Here is a 17,079-nt window from a genome sequence, read left to right as displayed (position 1 = left end):
TGAAAGGCCCCTTCATTGCGAATTTCGCAATGAAGGGGCCTTTCATCTCACGCGCGAAGCGCCTAGAGACCGCGCGAAGCGAACTTCGTCGGCCGGTCCTCCCAAGGCGCGTCCGCGGGCCGCGCCGAAGCAGCCCCCGAAAGCACCGCGTGCGCGGCGAGCACGCCACCGACGGTCGACCCGTTCACCAGCTCACCGGCCAGCGCCATCCGGACCGCTTCGGCGAGCGGGAACTTCCGCATGACGAGGTCCGCCTCCTCGTCGCCGAGGACCTCCCTGTCCACTTCGGACAGCCCACGGGCGAGGTAGACGCGGACGACCTCGTCGGTGAAGCCGGGCGACGCGGCGACGTCGACCAGGGTCTCCCAGCGCTCGGCGCTGAGCCCGACCTCCTCGACCAGCTCGCGTTCGGCCGCGCCGACGGGGTCCTCCCCCGCCTTGTCGATCAGCCCGGCGGGCAGTTCCCACAGCCGCCGCCCGATCGGATGGCGGTACTGGTGGATCAGCGTGACCGCGCCGTCGTCGTCGAGCGCGACGACGGCGACCGCGCCGAGGTGCTCGACGACCTCACGGCGGGCGGTGCCGCCGCCGGGCATCACGACGTCGTCGACCCGCAGTCCGACGACGCGTCCGATGTGGACGTCCCTCGTGGACGCGACGGTGAACTCGTGCTTGCCGGGTTCGGTCACCGGGCCACCGTCTGCGGGGCCTCGGGCAGCTCGACCGGCAGCCGCTCGGCGACCTTGCGGTCCACGACGGCCTTCACGAACGCGCTGAACAGCGGATGCGGGCGGGTCGGGCGGCTCTTGAGTTCCGGGTGCGCCTGGGTACCGACGAAGAACGGGTGCTTGTCGGCGGGCAGCTCCACGAACTCGACCAGGTGGTCGTCGGGCGAGGTGCCCGAGAACACCAGACCGGCCTCGGAAAGGCGCTTGCGGTAGGCGTTGTTGACCTCGTAGCGGTGGCGGTGCCGCTCGGAGACCTCGGTGCTGCCGTACGCCTTCGCGACCTGCGAGCCCGGCTTGAGCTTGGCGACGTAGGCGCCGAGCCGCATCGTGCCGCCCATGTCGCGCTCGCCGGCGACGACGTCGCGCTGGTCGGCCATCGTGGAGATGACCGGGTTCGCGCCCTCGTCGTCGAATTCGGCCGAGTTCGCGTCCTTGATCCCGGCCAGGTTCCGCGCCGCGTCGATCACCATGCACTGCAGGCCGAGGCACAGGCCCAGCAGCGGCAGTCCCTGGGTGCGGGCGTAGGCGATGGCGCCGACCTTGCCCTCGATGCCGCGGATGCCGAACCCGCCGGGGATCAGCACACCGTCCACATCGGACAACGCGGCCGCGGCACCGGCCGGGGTCTCGCAGGAGTCCGAGGGGACCCAGGCGATCTGGACCTTGGCGCGGTGGGCGAATCCGCCCGCCCGCAGCGCTTCGGTCACCGACAGGTACGCGTCCGGCAGGTCGATGTACTTGCCGACGACCGCGACCCGCACCGTCTCCGACGGGTTGTGCACCCGGTCGAGCAGGTCGCCCCACACGGTCCAGTCGACGTCGCGGAACGGCAGCCCGAGACGACGCACCACGTAGGCGTCGAGCGCCTCACGGTGCAGCACCTTCGGGATGTCGTAGATCGACGGCGCGTCGGGGCAGGCGATGACGGCCTCCGTGTCGACGTCGCACATCAGGCCGATCTTGCGCTTGAGGTCCTCCGGCAGCTCGCGGTCGGCGCGGCAGACGAGCGCGTCGGGCTGGATACCGATGTTGCGCAGCGCGGCGACCGAGTGCTGGGTCGGCTTGGTCTTGAGCTCGCCCGACGGGGCGAGGTACGGGACCAGCGAGACGTGGAGGAAGAAGCACTGGTCACGGCCGACGTCGTGGCGGACCTGACGGCAGGCCTCCAGGAACGGCAGCGACTCGATGTCGCCGACGGTGCCGCCGACCTCGGTGATCACGACGTCCGGGCTGTTCCCGTCCTCGTCGGCGCCCGCCGCGGCGGTGATCCTCGCCTTGATCTCGTCGGTGATGTGCGGGATGACCTGCACGGTGTCGCCGAGGTACTCACCGCGGCGTTCCTTGGCGATGACCTCGGAGTACACCTGCCCGGTGGTGACGTTCGCCTTGCCGTCGAGAGCCCGGTCGAGAAAACGCTCGTAATGCCCGATGTCCAGATCGGTCTCGGCGCCGTCGTCGGTGACGAACACCTCACCGTGCTGGAACGGGTTCATCGTGCCTGGATCGACGTTGAGGTACGGATCCAGCTTCTGCATCGTGACCCGGAGCCCACGTGCGGTAAGGAGCTGACCCAGGCTGGAAGCCGTGAGTCCCTTACCCAGAGAGGAGGCAACGCCTCCGGTGACAAAGACATACTTGGTAGCCCGCGACTGAAGTCCCACGGGCTTCCACCTTATCGCACGCCCGCCGGGGCGCTCACCGGCCACGCCGCAAGCGTCCGATGGAGTGGAAAACCGCTACCCTCGCGGCGTGACAGACGCGCACGACACCTGGACCGCACCGGTCGCGGAAGGCCCGCTCGACGCGGACATCCGCGTCCCCGGCTCGAAGTCGATCACCAACCGGGCCTACGTCCTCGCCGCACTCGCCAGCGCGCCGACGCGGGTGCGGACCCCGCTCGACTCCCGGGACGCGCGGCTGATGCTCGGTGCCCTCTACGCGCTCGGCGCGCACTCGCAGGGCAGCATCGGCGGCTATCTCGTGCACCCGCTCGGCCCCGGCCGTGTCCATCCCGAAGAGACCGTCCGGGTGGAACTCGGCAACGCGGGCACGGTCGCCAGGTTCACGCCCGCGCTCGCCGCGCTGGGCACCGGCCCGGCGCTGTACGACGGCGACGAGGCGATCCGCCGTCGTCCCATCGGGCCGCTGCTGAAGGCGCTGCGCGGTCTCGGCGCCCGCATCGACGACGATCGCCGCGACGCGCCGCCGTTCACCGTCCACGGCGAAGGCGGCCTGCGTGGCGGCAAGGTCGACCTGGATTCGTCGGCGTCGAGCCAGTTCCTGTCCGCGCTGCTGCTCGCGGGGCCGTCGTTCCAGCAGGGTGTCACCGTGCGCCTGGTCGGCGGAGAGGTGCCGAGCGAACCGCATATCGCGATGACCGTCGAAATGCTTCGCCGCTTCGGGGCCACTGTGGAGCGCGAGGGCGACGAGTTCCACGTCGCGCCCACAAGGCTTTCCTGCCCCGAGTACATCGTCGAGCCGGATCTCTCGACGGCCGCCCCGTTCGTCGCCGCCGCGGTCGCGGCCGGCGGCACGGTGCGGATCGCGGGCTGGCCGCAGCGGACGACCCAGCCAGGCGACTGGCTCCGCAGCCTGATGCCCGTCTTGGGCGCCACCGCCGAACTCGACGCGGGCGGCCTGACGGTCACCGGAAGCGGCACGATCCCCGGCGTCGAGCTGGACTTGCACGACGTCGGCGAACTCACGCCGGTGATCGCGGCGCTGCTGTGCTTCGCCGAGGGACCGTCGGTCATCTCCGGGGTGGCGCATCTTCGCGGCCACGAGACCGACCGGCTGACCGCGCTCGCCACCGAACTGTCGTCGCTCGGCGCCGACGTCCGCGAGACCGAGGACGGGCTGCGGATCACGCCGGCGCCGCTGCACGGCGGAAAGTTCCGCACCTACGACGACCACCGGCTGGTGATGGCGGCCGCGGTGCTCGGACTGAAGGTCGAAGGCGTCGAGGTGGAGAATCCGGGGACGGTCGGGAAGACCTTCCCCGGATTCGGCGAAGCCTGGACCTCGATGCTCGGCTAAGCGAGCCCTCCGGCAAAGGGGGTTTCCCGCCACTGCTCGATCATCGGTTTCATGCCGTCCACCAGCATCGGCAGGTCGGGCGCCATCGACAGGCACGCGACCACCTGAAGCAGGCCCAGCGCTTCGAAGGTGCGCAGCACACCTTCGTCGACCTCGCGTAGCCCGAGTTCCGCGGCGGCGGCGTTGTAGGCCGCGACGCCTTCGGGACCGTTGAAGACGAGGTCGCGTTCGATCGGGCCGCGGTTCACTAGTTCGAAGTCGGAGTAGAGCTCGCCTTCGGTGGTGACGATCAGGTTGTAGCCAGGCGCGTCACCGTGCACCGGCTGGACGGTGGCGCCGGGGAACGCCTTGGCGAAGGCCTCCTCCGAGGCCAGCAGCGGCCGGAAGACCTCCCATTCGCGGCGGGCGCGGTCGAGGTCGGCCGGGGCGAGCAGCTCCGGCCTGCCGTCGAGCTGGGCGAGGCCGTCGGGGATGAACGGGTCGAGACCGTTCAGGAACGCCAGGTCACCGGGATAGTCGCGCAGCGCGGCGTGCAGCTTCGCGACGAGCTTGGCCGAGTGCTCTGCGGTGAGGTTCGCGTCCTCGACGAACTCGATGAGCTCCCAGAAGGTCATCGAGAAACCGTCACGCCGCACAGGCTCCGCCGGGGCCAGCGGGCTCGGCTTGACGACCGGGAGCCCCTTCTCGCCGAGCCAGGCGGCGACGGCGAGTTCACGCCGCTGGTCGGTCAGCTGCGTCTCCAGCGTGGTCGTCCGCGGCAGCACGGTCGGCACGCGCACGACGACCGGCGAAGGCGCAAGCCGCACGATGACGGAGAAAACGTCGTACAGGACTTCGGGTTCGGTGACGGTGATGCCGAGGTCGCGGCCCGCGGAAACCGCGGCGGCCACCGCCCGCGCGGTGCGGACGGCCCGTTGTTCGTCGGTGATCATGTCGCGAGTCTGACATGTCCGGTTCACCCGGCGGAGCGTTCTCCGTCGTCTTCGGGGAACAACGCCTTCAGCGTGACCTCCCGGTTCACCCGCACATGTTCGACGGCGTGGGACCGGGCCAGGTCGGCGTCGCCCGAAGCGATCGCGTCGTAGAGGCGGCGGTGCTCGTCGAGCAGTTCGCCCCAGTGCTCGTTCTGGCTGGTGAGCCAGCGCAGCCTGCCCTCGAGCGGGCGGAGGATCTCGTGCAGGAGCCCGTTGCCCGCCAGCGCGACGATCTCGTCGTGGAAGCGGGTGTTGAGCAGGGTGATCCGGGCAGCGTCGCCGCTTTCGGTCGCGCGGGCGGCGTCGGTGAGCAGCCGTTCGAGTGCGCGGAGTTCCGCTTTGCCCGCCCGTTCGGCGGCCAGCCCGGCGGCGAGCCCTTCGAGCGCTTCACGGACGTCGAACAGTTCCTCGACGTCGGCCTTGGCCAGCTGGCGGACGACGATGCGCCGGGGCGACTGGACGGCGAGGAAGCCTTCGGCCTCCAGGCTGCGGATGGCCTCGCGCACCGGGACCCGCGAGACGCCGAGGCCCTCGGCGAGTTCCCGTTCGACCAGCCTGTCCCCCGGCTTCAGCCGTCCGTCGAGGATCCGTTCACGCAGCTCGTCCCGGACCCGTTGCCGGGTCGCGGCCAGCGGCTGACGTGGTCCTTCCTCGGCCACCCGACCCCCTCGTTCAACACTGCCGTAACAGCTCGTAACCCGAGTTTATCGGCAGGAACCTTGACGACGGGCCACCGCGGGGTGATATTTGGGATGCCAAATTTTGGGATACCAAATCGACCGGACGTCCCCGTCGATCGGAGGCCCGCATGACCGCCGCCCCAGCAACCCGGTCCGAAGCGCCTACCACCGAGAACGCCGATCCCCGGCTCTGGAACGAAGATCTCGCCCCGGCGAAAGAACGCCGCTGGAAGGTCTACGACATCTTCGCGCTGTGGATGTCGGACGTGCACAACCTCGGCAACTACACGTTCGCGGCGGGCCTGTTCGTCCTCGGGCTCTCGGCCTGGCAGGTGTTCACCGCGCTGCTCACCGGGTTCGTGCTCATCTACTTCGGCATGAACCTGATGGGCCGGATCGGCCAGAAGACCGGCGTCCCCTTCCCCGTGGTCGCCCGCATCAGTTTCGGCACCTTCGGCGCGAACCTGCCGGCGCTGATCCGCGCGATCATCGCCATCTTCTGGTACGGCATCCAGACCTACCTCGCCTCCGTGGCCATCACCCTGCTGGTGCTCGCGATCGATCCAGGCCTGAAACCGTTGACCGAGGTGGGTTTCCTCGGCCTGCACGCCCTCGGCTGGATCTGCTTCATCGCGTTGTGGCTCGCGCAGGCGCTGGTGCTCACCCGCGGGATGGAGGCCGTGCGCAAGTTCCAGGACTGGTGCGGTCCCGGCATCTGGGTCGTGATGATCGCGCTGGCCGTGTGGATCCTGGCCGCCGCCGACTGGAACATCTCCTTGACCAGCAACCCGAAAGCACTGTCCACAGGGGAGCAAGTACGGCAGTGGTTCGGCGCCGTCGGCCTGATCCTGTCCATCTACGGCACCCTGATGCTCAACTTCTGCGACTTCTCCCGGTTCGCCCCGAACCAGAAAACGGTGCGGCGCGGGAACTTCTGGGGTCTGCCGATCAACTCGACGGCGTTCGCGCTGCTGTCGGTGCTGGTGACCGCCGGCAGCCTTCAAGTGTTCGGCGAAGCCATCACCGACCCCGCCGAACTGCTGGCCCGCATCGACAACACACCCGTGCTGATCATCGGCGCGCTGACCTTCGCGATCGCCACCATGGGCGTGAACATCGTCGCGAACTTCGTCTCCCCCGCCTACGACCTTGCCAACATCTGGCCGAAACGGATCACCTTCACCATCGGCGGGATGATCAGCGCGGTCGCCGCGTTGTGCGTGCTGCCGTGGAAGCTGTACTCCTCCCCCGCGGTGGTCAACTACTTCCTCGGCGGCCTCGGTGCCTTCCTCGGCCCGCTGTTCGGCATCATGATCGTGGACTACTACCTGGTGAAACGCGGCCGGATCGACGTGGACAAGCTGTTCGTGGCCGGACCCGATTCGCCGTACCACTACAAGCGCGGGTTCAATCCGCGCGCGATGGTCACGTTCCTGCCCACGGCGGCGCTGTCCGCGATCATCGCCCTCGTGCCGTTCTTCGCGGCCGCCGCGCCGTATTCGTGGTTCATCGGCACCGCTTCCGCGGCGGCGCTGTACTTCGCCGTGTCGCGGAAACAGCGGGTCGCGTGATGCGGATCCTGGTCACCAACTGCAACACCACCGAGGCGATGACCAAGGAGATCGAAGCCGGCGCGCGCGCCGCGGCGAGTCCGGGCACCGAAATCCTGGCCAGAACACCGTTGTGGGGCCCGGAATCCGCGGAAGGCTGGCTGGACAGCTTCCTGAGCGCCGCGGCCGTCCTCGACCTTCTCAAGGGGCTGGACGAGCCGTTCGACGCGCTCGTGCTGGCCGGTTTCGGCGAGCACGGCAGGGAAGGCGCTCGCGAACTGCTGGACGTCCCTGTCGTCGACATCACCGAAGCGGCCGCGCATCTGGCCTGTCTGCTGGGAAGACGCTATGGCGTGGTGACCACATTGGACCGGACGTGCGGGCTCATCGAAGACAGCCTGCACGCCGCGGGCGTCGCGCAGAACTGCGTCGGGGTTCTGGGCGCCGGGCTCGGCGTGCTCGAACTGACCGACGAACGCCGGACGGAATCCGCGCTGCTGACCGCCGGACGGCGCGCCCGCGACGCGGGTGCGGAAGTCCTGGTCCTCGGCTGCGCGGGGATGACGGGCCTCGATCGCCGGATTTCGGCGATGCTCGACATCCCGGTGATCGACGGCGTCGCGGCCGCCGTCCGCCTCGCCGAATCCCTGGTGGCGCTGAACCTCAAGACCAGCCGGGCCGGCTCCTACGCCCGCCCTCTCCCGAAAACCCGCCGCTGGCCCACGCAATTCGGCACCTGATTGCGATGCGAACGATCGCAAGCAGGTGCCGAATCGCGAAGGGAGCTAGTTGCCGGCGGCGGCGATGCCGGGTGCGGGAGCCTGGGCGTTACCCGCGATGCCGTAGCGCCCCGCGCCGCCTTCGAGCTGCTCGCGCAGCGCCATGATCGTGGTGACCCGGCCCGCGGCGGTCTCCGCGTTGTCCACAGTGGACAGGATGGAGGTCGACGAGGTGTCGGCGCGGACGACACCGATCGCGCCGGTGCCGTCGGCGGATCCCGCGTCGCCCGCCAGGACGGTGCCCGCGCCGGAACGGTCGAGCTGCGCGGCGAACCGCGCGACGGTCGAGGCACGGTCACCGGCGCCGTCCCCGGTGTACTTGGAGCCGGTGAGCACGATCGCGAGCTGCGCAGGCTTCACCTCCCCGCCGGTCTTGAGGAAACCGCCGTCGGTGAGCCCGCCGAGCGCGGCCGCCAGCTCCACCGGCGTGGACTGCGGCTGCGCGTTGTCCTTGTTCAGCAGCGCCACCGAGCCGAGCAGGGCACCGGCGAGGGTGCCGGGGTCGCCCGCGGTCGGGAACTGGACACCGGCGGGCTGCAACCGCGAGACGACGTCACGCAGCTGATCCGACCGCATCGGGTCGGAGAACGCCTCGGTCAGCTGGATCTCGCCGGTGACGGCGGCACCCGCTTGCCCGATGAGTTGTTTGAGGGCGTCGCGGTCCGCGGGCTTCGCGTCCTCCGTGGTCACCAGCACCACCGAACGCTTGTCGAGCTGCCCGGCGACCACCTTCGGCCCCATCGCACCGGCGAACGCGTCCGCGTCACCGAGCCTCGCGTTGAGCGAGTTGCGCTGCGCCTCCAGCTCCGCGACCTGGGAACCCAGGTCCTCCTTCTGGCTGGCGAGCCCCGAGAGCAGTGAACCGTTCAGCGCCGTGGACCCGAGCACCACCCCGATGGCGAGCGCCAGGAAGCAGGCGGCGATGGAAACGATGTGGTACCGCAGTGAAATCACGTGAAAAGTCCCTTGCCCCAGGCGATGAACGAGTTCCAGGTGTCGCGGATCCAGTCGAGGTAGACCGAACCCACGTCGGACACCAGCAGCGCGGCCGCGACGGCCACCAGGGCCGCCAGCACCAACAGGACGATGGCGCCGATGGACACCCGGCTGCGGTGCAGGGTCGCGACCGCCTTGCCGTCGACCAGTTTCGTGCCGAGTTTGAGCCTGGTGAGGAACGTGGACGGATTCGACCCGGACCGGCCGTGGTCGAGGAACTCCCGCAGCGTCGCCTGGAATCCGACGGTGACCACGAGACTGGCCTCGTGCGCGTCGGCCAGCAGCAGCGCGAGGTCCTCGGCGTTGCCCGTCGCGGGGAAGGTGACGGCGCCGATCCCGAGGTCCTGGATACGCTCGACACCCGGCGCGTGCCCGTCCGGCTGCGCCGGGACCACGACCTCGCCACCGCTGCGCAGCGTCTCGGCACCGATTCCGTGCGGATCGCCGACGATGACGTCCGGCTGATATCCCTGCGCGCGCAGGGTGTCGGCCCCGGCGTCGACACCGATCAGCACCGGACGGTGCTCGGAGATGTACTTCTTCAGCTTCTTGAGGTCTTCGGCGTGCCCGTTGCCGCCCGCGACCACGAGGGCGTGCCGGTCTTTGAGCGGAACCCGGATCTCCGGGACGCCGACACCGTCGAGGATGAGACTGCGTTCCCGGCGGAGGAACTCGATCGTGTTCGCGGAGAACGCCTCCAGCTGGGTGGACATCCCGGCCTTGGCCTCGATCATCTGGTCCGCGACGCTCTCACGCGTCTGCTGGACACCCGATCCGAGCTGCCGCTCACCGATGTAGACGACGCCCTCGTGCAGGCGGAGTTTCGTGCCGTCCTTCACCTTGCGCAGCAGTTCGCCGCCGACCGAATCGACAAGCGGGATCCCGGCCTCGAGCAGGATCTCCGGGCCCAGGTTCGGGAATCGGCCGGAGATCGACGGCGAGGCGTTCACCACCGCCGCGACTTCGGCCTCCACCAAGGCATCCGCCGTCGACCGGTCGAGATCGAGCTGGTCGAGGACGACGATGTCGCCAGGGCTCAGCCGGCGGAGCAGCTCACGCGTACGCCTGTCGACCCTGGCGACGCCGGTGATCCCGGGGAGGGTCTCTTGGTTACGCGAGAGCAAGCCGGTGAGCTTCATGCGACCGATAGTGACAAATCCGCGCGGCCTTCCGTGTCCGCCACGCCGATGGAAACACGCCGATTAACCCACACCGGATCGGGCTACCCGGCCGTGACAGGCACTACTTCGCTTTCTTTCGCTTTCCGCCACGACGGGCTTTGGGCTTGTCCGGCGCGCTCTTGTCGGCCTCGGCGACGGCGAGCAATTCCTCCGCGTGCGCACGGCCGGTCTCGGTGCTTTCCATTCCGGCGAGCATGCGGGCAAGTTCGACGACGCGCTCGGATTGTTCGAGCACGCGCACGCCACTGCGGGTCACCCCGCCGCTGGTGCCCTTGTCCACCACCAGATGCTGATCGGCGAACGCGGCCACCTGCGGCAGGTGGGTGACCACCAGGACCTGGTGACTGCGTGCCAGCCGCGCGAGCCGCCTGCCGATCTCGACCGCGGCCCGGCCGCCGACGCCGGCGTCGACCTCGTCGAACACCAGTGTCTGCACGGTGTCCGCATGCGCGAGGACGACCTCGATCGCCAGCATCACGCGGGAAAGCTCACCGCCGGAAGCGGCCTTGTGCACCGGAAGCGGCGGCGCGCCGTTGTGCGCGCGCAGCAGCAACTCGACGTCGTCGACGCCGTCGGGGCCGGCGTGCACGAGCCTGCCTTCGACCTTCACCGCGTGCGGATCGCTCTCGTCCACGGTGCGCCGCTCGACGGTGATCTCGATCTCGGCCTGTCCCATGGCGAGCCCGGACATCTCGGCGGTGATGGCCTCGGCCAGTTCGGCGGCGGCCTCGACGCGCGCCTCCGACAGGGTCAGGGCGTGTTCCGCCAGCGTGACGGCGAGTTCGTCGCGGCGCTTGGCCAGTTCGGCCAGTGCCTCCTCGGAGGTGTCCATCGTGGACATCCGGCGGCGGGCGTCGTCGGCCCAGGCGAGCACGCCGTCCACGTCGGCCGCGTACTTGCGCGTGAGCCGCTTCAGATCGGCCTGGCGCGCGAGCACCTTCTCCAGCAACGCCGGATCGGCGTCGAGCGTTTCGAGGTAACTGCCCAGCTCGGTGCCCACTTCGGACAGCAGTACCGAAGCCTCGTCCAGCCGGGGCCCGAGTTCCCGCAGCACGGCGTCCTCGGAACCGTTCAGGTGGCGGGTCGCCTCCCCGATCAGCCCCAGCGCGCCGGGCGCGTCCGGATCCCCGTCCGCCGATCCGGCGACGGCGGCGTGTGCCGCACTGGCCGACGCTCGCAGCTCGTCGACCGCGGCGAGCCGCTTGATCTGTTCGGTGAGTTCGGTGTCCTCGCCCGGTTCGGGCGCGACGGCGTCGATCTCGGTGAGCCCGTGCCGCAACAGGTCCGCCTGCTGGGCCATCTCACGGGAACGGGTGGACCGCTCGGTCAGTTCGGCGACGACGGCGAGCCATTCGTCCCGCACCGCGCGATATCGCTCGAGTGGTGCGGTGACGGCCTCACCGGCGAACCGGTCGATCACCGCGCGCTGCTCGGCGGGCCGCAACAGCCGCAGCTGATCGTTCTGCCCGTGGACCGCGATCAGCTGCTCGGACAGATCGGCCAGCACGCCGACCGGCACCGAACGGCCACCGAGGTGGGCCCGGGACCGGCCGTCGACCGAGACCGCGCGCAGCGCGATGACGCTGCCGTCCTCGTCGACCTCCGCCCCGGCGTCGGTGACGATCCGGGTGGCGCCTTCCGCGCCGCCCAGCTCGAATCGGCCTTCCACGAAGGCCTTCAGCATTCCCGTCCGCACCTTGGACACTTCGGCTCGGCCGCCGGAGAGCAGGTGCAACCCGCTGACGACCATGGTCTTGCCCGCACCCGTCTCACCGGTGACGACGGTGAAGCCCGCGTGCAGTTCCAGCAGGGCGTCCTCGATGACTCCGAGGCCCTGGATGCGCATCTCGGCCAGCACGACGCCCACCGTAGCGGCCCACCCCGACCATTCCCGCACCCGGCACGTCATGAAAGAGCCCTTGACGACGAAAGTTGTCTTCAAAGGCCCTTTCACGACATCCGTCAGCGGGCGTGCCGCTCCCGCCAGCCCTTGATCGGCAGCGAGAACTTGTGCACCAGCCGGTCGGTGAACGGGCCTTCCCACAACCGGATCAGGCGCACCGGCACCCGGCCGCAGGTGACCCGCACGGCCGCGCCGGCGGGAAGATCGAAGGTCCGCGATCCGTCGCAGGTCAGGACGGCGGGCGAGCCGTCCGGATCGATGGCGACGGTGATCTCCGAGTCGCGCGAGACGACCAGCGGCCGCGAGAACATCGCGTGCGCGTTGCTCGGGACCACCAGCAGGGCCTGGACGTCCGGCCAGATGATCGGCCCGCCCGCGGAGAACGCGTACGCCGTCGAGCCGGTCGGTGTGGCACACAGGACGCCATCGCAGCCGAAGGACGACACGGGCCTTCCGTCGACCTCGATGAGCGCGTCCAGCACGCGTTCACGCGAGCTCTTCTCGACGCTGGCCTCGTTGAGCGCCCACGTGTTGACGGTCTCTTCGCCGTCGACGCTGACCGTGACGTCGACGGTCATCCGCTCTTCGACCTGGTAGTCACCGTCGACGGCGCGCTGGACGGTGTCGGCGAGCTTGTCGGAATCGGCCTCGGCGAGGAAGCCGACGCGGCCGAGGTTCACCCCCAGCACCGGAACGCCGTTCGGCCTGGCCAGTTCCGCGGCCCGCAACAGCGTGCCGTCGCCGCCGAGCACGAACACCAGCTCGGTCCCGGCGGCCGGATCCTGTTCCGGCGCCATGACCGTGCAGGGCCCGCCGATCCCGCCGTCCGCCTCCAGCATCTCCTTCACGTCCTCGTCGAGCACCCGCAGCCGCACACCGGCCTTGGCGAAACGGGCCGACACCTCACGTGCCGCGTCCCGGGTCGCGTCCCGGTCCGGGTGCACGACGAGCAGCACCTCGCGATCGCTCATTGGGGTCCCTCCAGGACTGCGGTGCGGACGAGCCGCTCGGCGTCGGTGCCGGCGGTCTCCCCCGCCCCGCGGGTAAGCCAGACGAAGTATTCGACGTTCCCGGACGGCCCGGGAAGCGGGCTCGCCACGACGCCGCGCAGACGCAGGTCCAGCTTCTCGGTCTCGGCGAGCACGCCGAGCACGGATTCGACCCGAAGCTCCGGGTCACGGACGACACCGCCGCTGCCGAGCCGGTCCTTGCCCACTTCGAACTGCGGTTTGACCATCGGCACGAGATCGGCGCCGTCCCGCGCGCACGCGGCCAGCGCGGGCAGCACGAGTTTGAGCGAGATGAACGAGAGGTCCCCGACCACGAGGTCGACCTGCCCGCCGAGATCTTCCGGCGTCAGGTTGCGGACGTTCGTCTTGTCGAGCACGACCACGCGGTCGTCGGTGCGCAGCCGCCAGTCCAGCAGGTCGGCGCCGACGTCGGCGGCGATCACCGTGGCGGCGCCGTTGCGCAGCAGGACATCGGTGAAGCCACCGGTCGAAGCACCCGCGTCGAGGCAGCGCTTTCCTTCGGTGGAAAGTCCTTGCGGGGTGAAGGCTTCGAGCGCGCCGAGCAGTTTGTGCGCGCCGCGGGAGGCCCAGCCGGGGTCGTCGCTGTCGCGCACCACGATCGGCGCGCCGGATTCGACCCCTGTCGCGGGTTTGGTGGCCACCATCCCGCGCACGCTGACCTTGCCCTCGGCGATCAGCGCGGACGCCTGCTCCCGGGAACGGGCGAGGCCCCGCCGGACGAGCTCCGCGTCCAGGCGGGCGCGTTTGGGCATGCGGTCAGACCTTGTCGATGGTGGACAGCGCCACCGTCAGCTCGGTGTGCACGGCTTCGAAGCGGTCGACGTGCTCAGAGAGCGGAAGCGCGGCGAGGTCGTCGAGACCCGCCACGGCTTCGTCGATCCCGGCTCGGGGATCCGTGTCCTGCTGCTCGAACTGGTCAGCCTGGACCGCCGGAGGGCCAGGCACCGGCGGAGGGCCCGGTACCGGCGGTCGCGGCACGGGGTGGAAGTGGTCTTGCACCCCACCAAGTTAGCAGCGCTGGTCAGGCGAGGCGCAGCTCGCCGAGCGCGGCGCGGGCGGCGTCGCCCACACCACGGACCTCGGTGATCCCCGACTCCCAGGCAGCCGCGCACAATGCGCGCAGCAGGTCGAGGGAGTCGCCTTCACCGTCGGCTTCGAGCGCGTCACCCCGTGCGGTGACACGCCAGCCGTCCTTGGGCCCGATTTCGAGCAGCTCCGCGCGGCTGCTCAGCCCGGACAGATCCCACGAAAGATAGCGAGGACGCTCCTCGGGCCTGGCCTTGATCAAGGACGCCGCGTCGGCGACGCCGGTCAGGACGCAGAGCGCGTCGATCCCGGCCGCGACCGCGCCCTCGATGTCGGTGTCCAGCCGGTCGCCGACGACGAGCGCCCGCTCCGCACCCGCGTCCCGCACCGCAGTGGTGAACAGCAGCGGCGCCGGCTTGCCCGCCACCAGCGGTTCGACGCCGGTGGCGGTGCGCAACGCGGCCACCATCGACCCGTTGCCCGGCAGCAGCCCGCGTTCGGTCGGCAGGGTCGCGTCGACGTTGGTCGCCACCCACAACGCGCCCGCGCGGATGGCGAGGCACGCCTCCGCGAGCGCGGCCCAGCTGTTCTCCGGGGAATGCCCCTGAACGACGGCGGCCACGTCCGGACCGGCTTCCCGGACCGTCCGCAGCCCGGCCGACTCGATCTGGGCGGCCAGCGAGTCCGTGCCCACGACGAGCACCACGGAGCCCTGAGGCAGCCGCTCACCCAACAGGGTGGCGGCGGCCTGAGAGCTCGTGTGGACTTCCTCGGGCGTGGCCGCGAGTCCGAGTGCCTCCAGGTGTGCGGAGACCTCCGCGGGCGCCTTGGAGGCGTTGTTCGTGACCCACCGGACGGCGGTGCCGTGGTCCCGAAGCTCCCGGAGTGCTTCCGGTGCGCCCGGGACCACGATGCCGCCGTGGTAAACCGTGCCGTCGAGGTCGAACAGGACCGCGTCGTACCCGGCCGACAGAGCGTCAGCCATTCGTGAGCTCCGCGGCGCGCTCGGCGGCGTCGGTCTCGTCCTCCTCGTCGGCCTCTGCCGCGTTCAGGAACCAGCGGATCGCCTCGTCCTTGCGGTCGGCGGCGGCGAGGTTGTCGGCGTAGGCGTAGAACAGCCGGGCGCTCCACGGGTCGCGCTTCTCCGCCTTGAGGTCGTCGCCCTGGAGGGAGACGACGGCGGCGTCCAGCTGGCCGAGGTCACGCCGGGCGCCGGCGGCCACGATCGCGAGTTCGATCTGGGTCGCCTTGGCCAGGCGCTCCTTGTCGACCTCCTTCGCGAGGTCGAGTGCCCGCTCCGGACGGCCGATGGCGCGCTCCGCGTCGGCGATGATCGCGATGTGCTCGTCGGTCCGGGTCATCCGGCGGACGGCCCGCAGCTCGGACAGGGCCTCGGACCAGTTGCCCGCGTGGTAGGCGACCAGGCCGAGCGCCTCACGGACGATCGGGACCCGCGACGCCTTGGCCTTCGCGTACTTGGCGTGCTCCATCGCGGCTTCGGGGTCTTCGTCGACGAGGCCACCGGCCGCGACCAGGTGCTTGCCGACGGTTTCCGCGAGTGCCTTGGGCAGCGTGCGGAGCTCCCGGCGGACCTCCTCGTCGAGATCCGAGAACTCGATGCCTTCGGGCAGCTCCGGAGCCGCGAGCAGCTCACGCGCCAAGGTCTCGTCGTCGACCGGCTTGTCCTCGGTGCGAGGCGAGGAACGGAAGTCCTTGCGGCCTTCGGAACGGTCGCGCTGGGGACGATCGTCACGCTTGCGGTCGAAGCCGCCGCGCTTGTCGTCGTAGCGCTTCTCCGGCCGGTCGGACGGGCGACGGTCGGGACGGTCACCGGACGGCCGGTAGGCGCCGCGCTTGTCGTCACCACGGTTGTCGTCGCCACGCTTGTCGCGGTCGCCGAAGCTCTTGCGCTCGTAGCCACCACTGCTGGGACGGCGGTCGCTCGAGGACGGACCACGACGATCGCCGCCGCTGTAGCCACCGGAACGGGAGCCACCGCGATCGTCGCGATAGGACGGACGCCGATCGTCGCCGCGCTTGTCGTCACCACGGTTGTCGCGGTCACCGTAGGACTTGCCCTGGGGGCGGCCTTCGTAGCGGTTGCCGGACGGGCGGTCGTCGGATCGGCCGCGGTTGTCCGAGCCGTAGCCGGAACGAGCCGGGCGGCTGTCGGGGCGCTTCTCGTACCGGCCTTCGGAACGGTTGTCCGAACGGCTGTCGGAGCGATTGTCCGAGCGGCTGTCCGAACGATTGTCGGAGCGACGCTCGGGACGGCTGTCGGACGAGCGGTAACCACCGCGGTCGCCACCCCGGTTGTCGGAGCGATAGCCGCCGCGGTTGTCACCGCCGCGACTGTCACCGCCGCGGTTGTCACGGTTGTCCCCGCCGCGGTATCCACCGCGATCGCCGCCACGGCTGTCCCGGCTGTCGGACCGGTAACCACCGCGGTCACCGCCTCGGCTGTCGCCACCCCGGTTGTCGCCGCCACGATTGTCCGAGCGGTAACCGCCGCGGTCGCCGCCCTTGTTGTCGCGGCCACCGGACCGGTCGTCACGACGGTCGCCGGCACCAGGGCCACGACGGTCGTCGCTGCTGTTGTAGCGCGGGCGGTTCTCGTCACGCCCCTGGCCTGCGAACCGGCTGCCACCGGGGCGCTGGTCACGGGGACCGTCGCCACTGCGCGAGGGCTTGCCGGGATAGCTGCCACCGGCACCGCGTGCGCCGCGGTCGTCACGACGCGGGCGACCCTGGTAGCCACCATCGCGGCCGCCCCGGTCCTGCCTGCCGCCGGCGGAACCGCGCCGGTCACCTCGCTGCGCGTCAGACCGGCCTCCGCGGGGACTGTCGTCCCGGCGACCCGACCGGCCGGACGCGCCATCATCTGAGTCACGTCGACCGAACTCGGACACCTGGCCTCCTGCCACTATTGAAAAGTTTCGACACTTGCGCCCACCCGTCAGGTGGGCCAACGGACCATTCTAGTCGGTCCATGGACATGAAAAGAGACAGGGCCCTGACCGGGGGAGAACCTGTGGGGTTCTCAACCCTGGTCAGGACCCTGTCCTGAAGTTAGTCCGGCGGTGTCCTACTCTCCCACAACCCTTCGGTTGCAGTACCATCGGCGCTGTCAGGCTTAGCTTCCGGGTTCGGAATGGGACCGGGCGTTTCCCTGACGCTATGACCACCGAAACACTG

The 17,079-nt window shown here is 70.1% G+C and carries 15 protein-coding genes and 1 rRNA gene; 3 read left to right on the top strand and 13 right to left on the bottom strand.

The window, feature by feature from the left end:
• Positions 1-62 precede the first annotated feature (62 nt).
• Together DL990_RS31165 and DL990_RS31160 are read right to left on the bottom strand one after the other, a co-directional pair.
• Positions 63-689 carry an NUDIX hydrolase gene (locus DL990_RS31165; RefSeq protein ID WP_125800827.1) on the bottom strand — a complete coding sequence of 209 codons (627 nt, stop codon included), beginning with the start codon at positions 687-689 and terminating at the stop codon, positions 63-65.
• Positions 686-2,389 (bottom strand): CTP synthase, encoded by a 1,704-nt coding sequence (locus DL990_RS31160; RefSeq protein ID WP_125786278.1) that lies wholly within the window; start codon positions 2,387-2,389, stop codon positions 686-688. Before DL990_RS31160 ends, DL990_RS31165 begins: the two co-directional genes overlap by 4 nt.
• An 88-nt stretch (positions 2,390-2,477) precedes the next feature.
• Between DL990_RS31160 and aroA the strand changes: the two genes are divergently transcribed.
• Positions 2,478-3,764, top strand: a complete 1,287-nt coding sequence (aroA, locus tag DL990_RS31155; RefSeq protein ID WP_125800826.1) for a 3-phosphoshikimate 1-carboxyvinyltransferase — start codon at positions 2,478-2,480, stop codon at positions 3,762-3,764.
• On the opposite strand, the gene DL990_RS31150 is transcribed toward aroA, so the two are convergent.
• Positions 3,761-4,696: a phosphotransferase gene (locus DL990_RS31150; protein WP_125800825.1), complete on the bottom strand. Its 936-nt coding sequence runs from the start codon at positions 4,694-4,696 to the stop codon at positions 3,761-3,763. The two genes, aroA and DL990_RS31150, sit on opposite strands and share 4 nt — an antisense overlap.
• Positions 4,697-4,719: 23 nt before the next feature.
• A complete protein-coding gene (locus DL990_RS31145; RefSeq protein WP_125800824.1) occupies positions 4,720-5,397 on the bottom strand; it encodes a GntR family transcriptional regulator in 678 nt (225 codons plus the stop codon).
• 149 nt (positions 5,398-5,546) lie between these two features.
• Between DL990_RS31145 and DL990_RS31140 the strand changes: the two genes are divergently transcribed.
• Both DL990_RS31140 and DL990_RS31135 read left to right on the top strand, forming a co-directional pair.
• A complete protein-coding gene (locus DL990_RS31140; RefSeq protein ID WP_125800823.1) occupies positions 5,547-6,989 on the top strand; it encodes an NCS1 family nucleobase:cation symporter-1 in 1,443 nt (480 codons plus the stop codon).
• Positions 6,989-7,708 carry an aspartate/glutamate racemase family protein gene (locus tag DL990_RS31135; protein WP_125786273.1) on the top strand — a complete coding sequence of 240 codons (720 nt, stop codon included), beginning with the start codon at positions 6,989-6,991 and terminating at the stop codon, positions 7,706-7,708. The genes DL990_RS31140 and DL990_RS31135 overlap by 1 nt, the downstream gene beginning before the upstream one ends.
• A 45-nt stretch (positions 7,709-7,753) precedes the next feature.
• Here the strand turns inward: DL990_RS31135 and DL990_RS31130 are convergent, their stop codons facing one another.
• From DL990_RS31130 to rrf, 9 genes are all read right to left on the bottom strand, one after another.
• A complete protein-coding gene (locus DL990_RS31130) occupies positions 7,754-8,701 on the bottom strand; it encodes a copper transporter (protein WP_125786272.1) in 948 nt (315 codons plus the stop codon).
• Positions 8,698-9,882, bottom strand: coding sequence for a putative cytokinetic ring protein SteA (steA, locus tag DL990_RS31125; protein WP_125786271.1), 1,185 nt, complete (start codon positions 9,880-9,882; stop codon positions 8,698-8,700). The genes DL990_RS31130 and steA overlap by 4 nt, the downstream gene beginning before the upstream one ends.
• 103 nt (positions 9,883-9,985) lie before the next feature.
• Positions 9,986-11,782, bottom strand: coding sequence for a DNA repair protein RecN (recN, locus tag DL990_RS31120; protein WP_199746679.1), 1,797 nt, complete (start codon positions 11,780-11,782; stop codon positions 9,986-9,988).
• A gap of 104 nt (positions 11,783-11,886) precedes the next feature.
• Positions 11,887-12,798, bottom strand: coding sequence for an NAD kinase (locus DL990_RS31115; RefSeq protein ID WP_125786269.1), 912 nt, complete (start codon positions 12,796-12,798; stop codon positions 11,887-11,889).
• A complete protein-coding gene (locus DL990_RS31110) occupies positions 12,795-13,610 on the bottom strand; it encodes a TlyA family RNA methyltransferase (protein ID WP_125800822.1) in 816 nt (271 codons plus the stop codon). Before DL990_RS31110 ends, DL990_RS31115 begins: the two co-directional genes overlap by 4 nt.
• Positions 13,611-13,614: 4 nt before the next feature.
• Positions 13,615-13,836 (bottom strand): hypothetical protein, encoded by a 222-nt coding sequence (locus DL990_RS31105; RefSeq protein WP_125801025.1) that lies wholly within the window; start codon positions 13,834-13,836, stop codon positions 13,615-13,617.
• A gap of 43 nt (positions 13,837-13,879) precedes the next feature.
• Positions 13,880-14,869, bottom strand: coding sequence for an HAD-IIA family hydrolase (locus DL990_RS31100; RefSeq protein WP_125800821.1), 990 nt, complete (start codon positions 14,867-14,869; stop codon positions 13,880-13,882).
• The gene (locus tag DL990_RS31095; protein ID WP_125800820.1) at positions 14,862-16,793 is read right to left on the bottom strand and encodes a hypothetical protein; all 1,932 of its coding nucleotides are present in this window, start codon (positions 16,791-16,793) and stop codon (positions 14,862-14,864) included. Before DL990_RS31095 ends, DL990_RS31100 begins: the two co-directional genes overlap by 8 nt.
• A 163-nt stretch (positions 16,794-16,956) precedes the next feature.
• Positions 16,957-17,073, bottom strand: a 5S ribosomal RNA gene (gene rrf / locus DL990_RS31090).
• Between the last annotated feature and the right edge of the window lie 6 nt (positions 17,074-17,079).

This window comes from Amycolatopsis sp. WAC 01416, assembly GCF_003947485.1.
In the GTDB taxonomy this organism is placed as follows: Bacteria; Actinomycetota; Actinomycetes; order Mycobacteriales; family Pseudonocardiaceae; genus Amycolatopsis.
The sequence above is the reverse complement of the archived record's forward strand: the minus strand, read 5'-3'. Positions and strand labels throughout refer to the sequence as shown.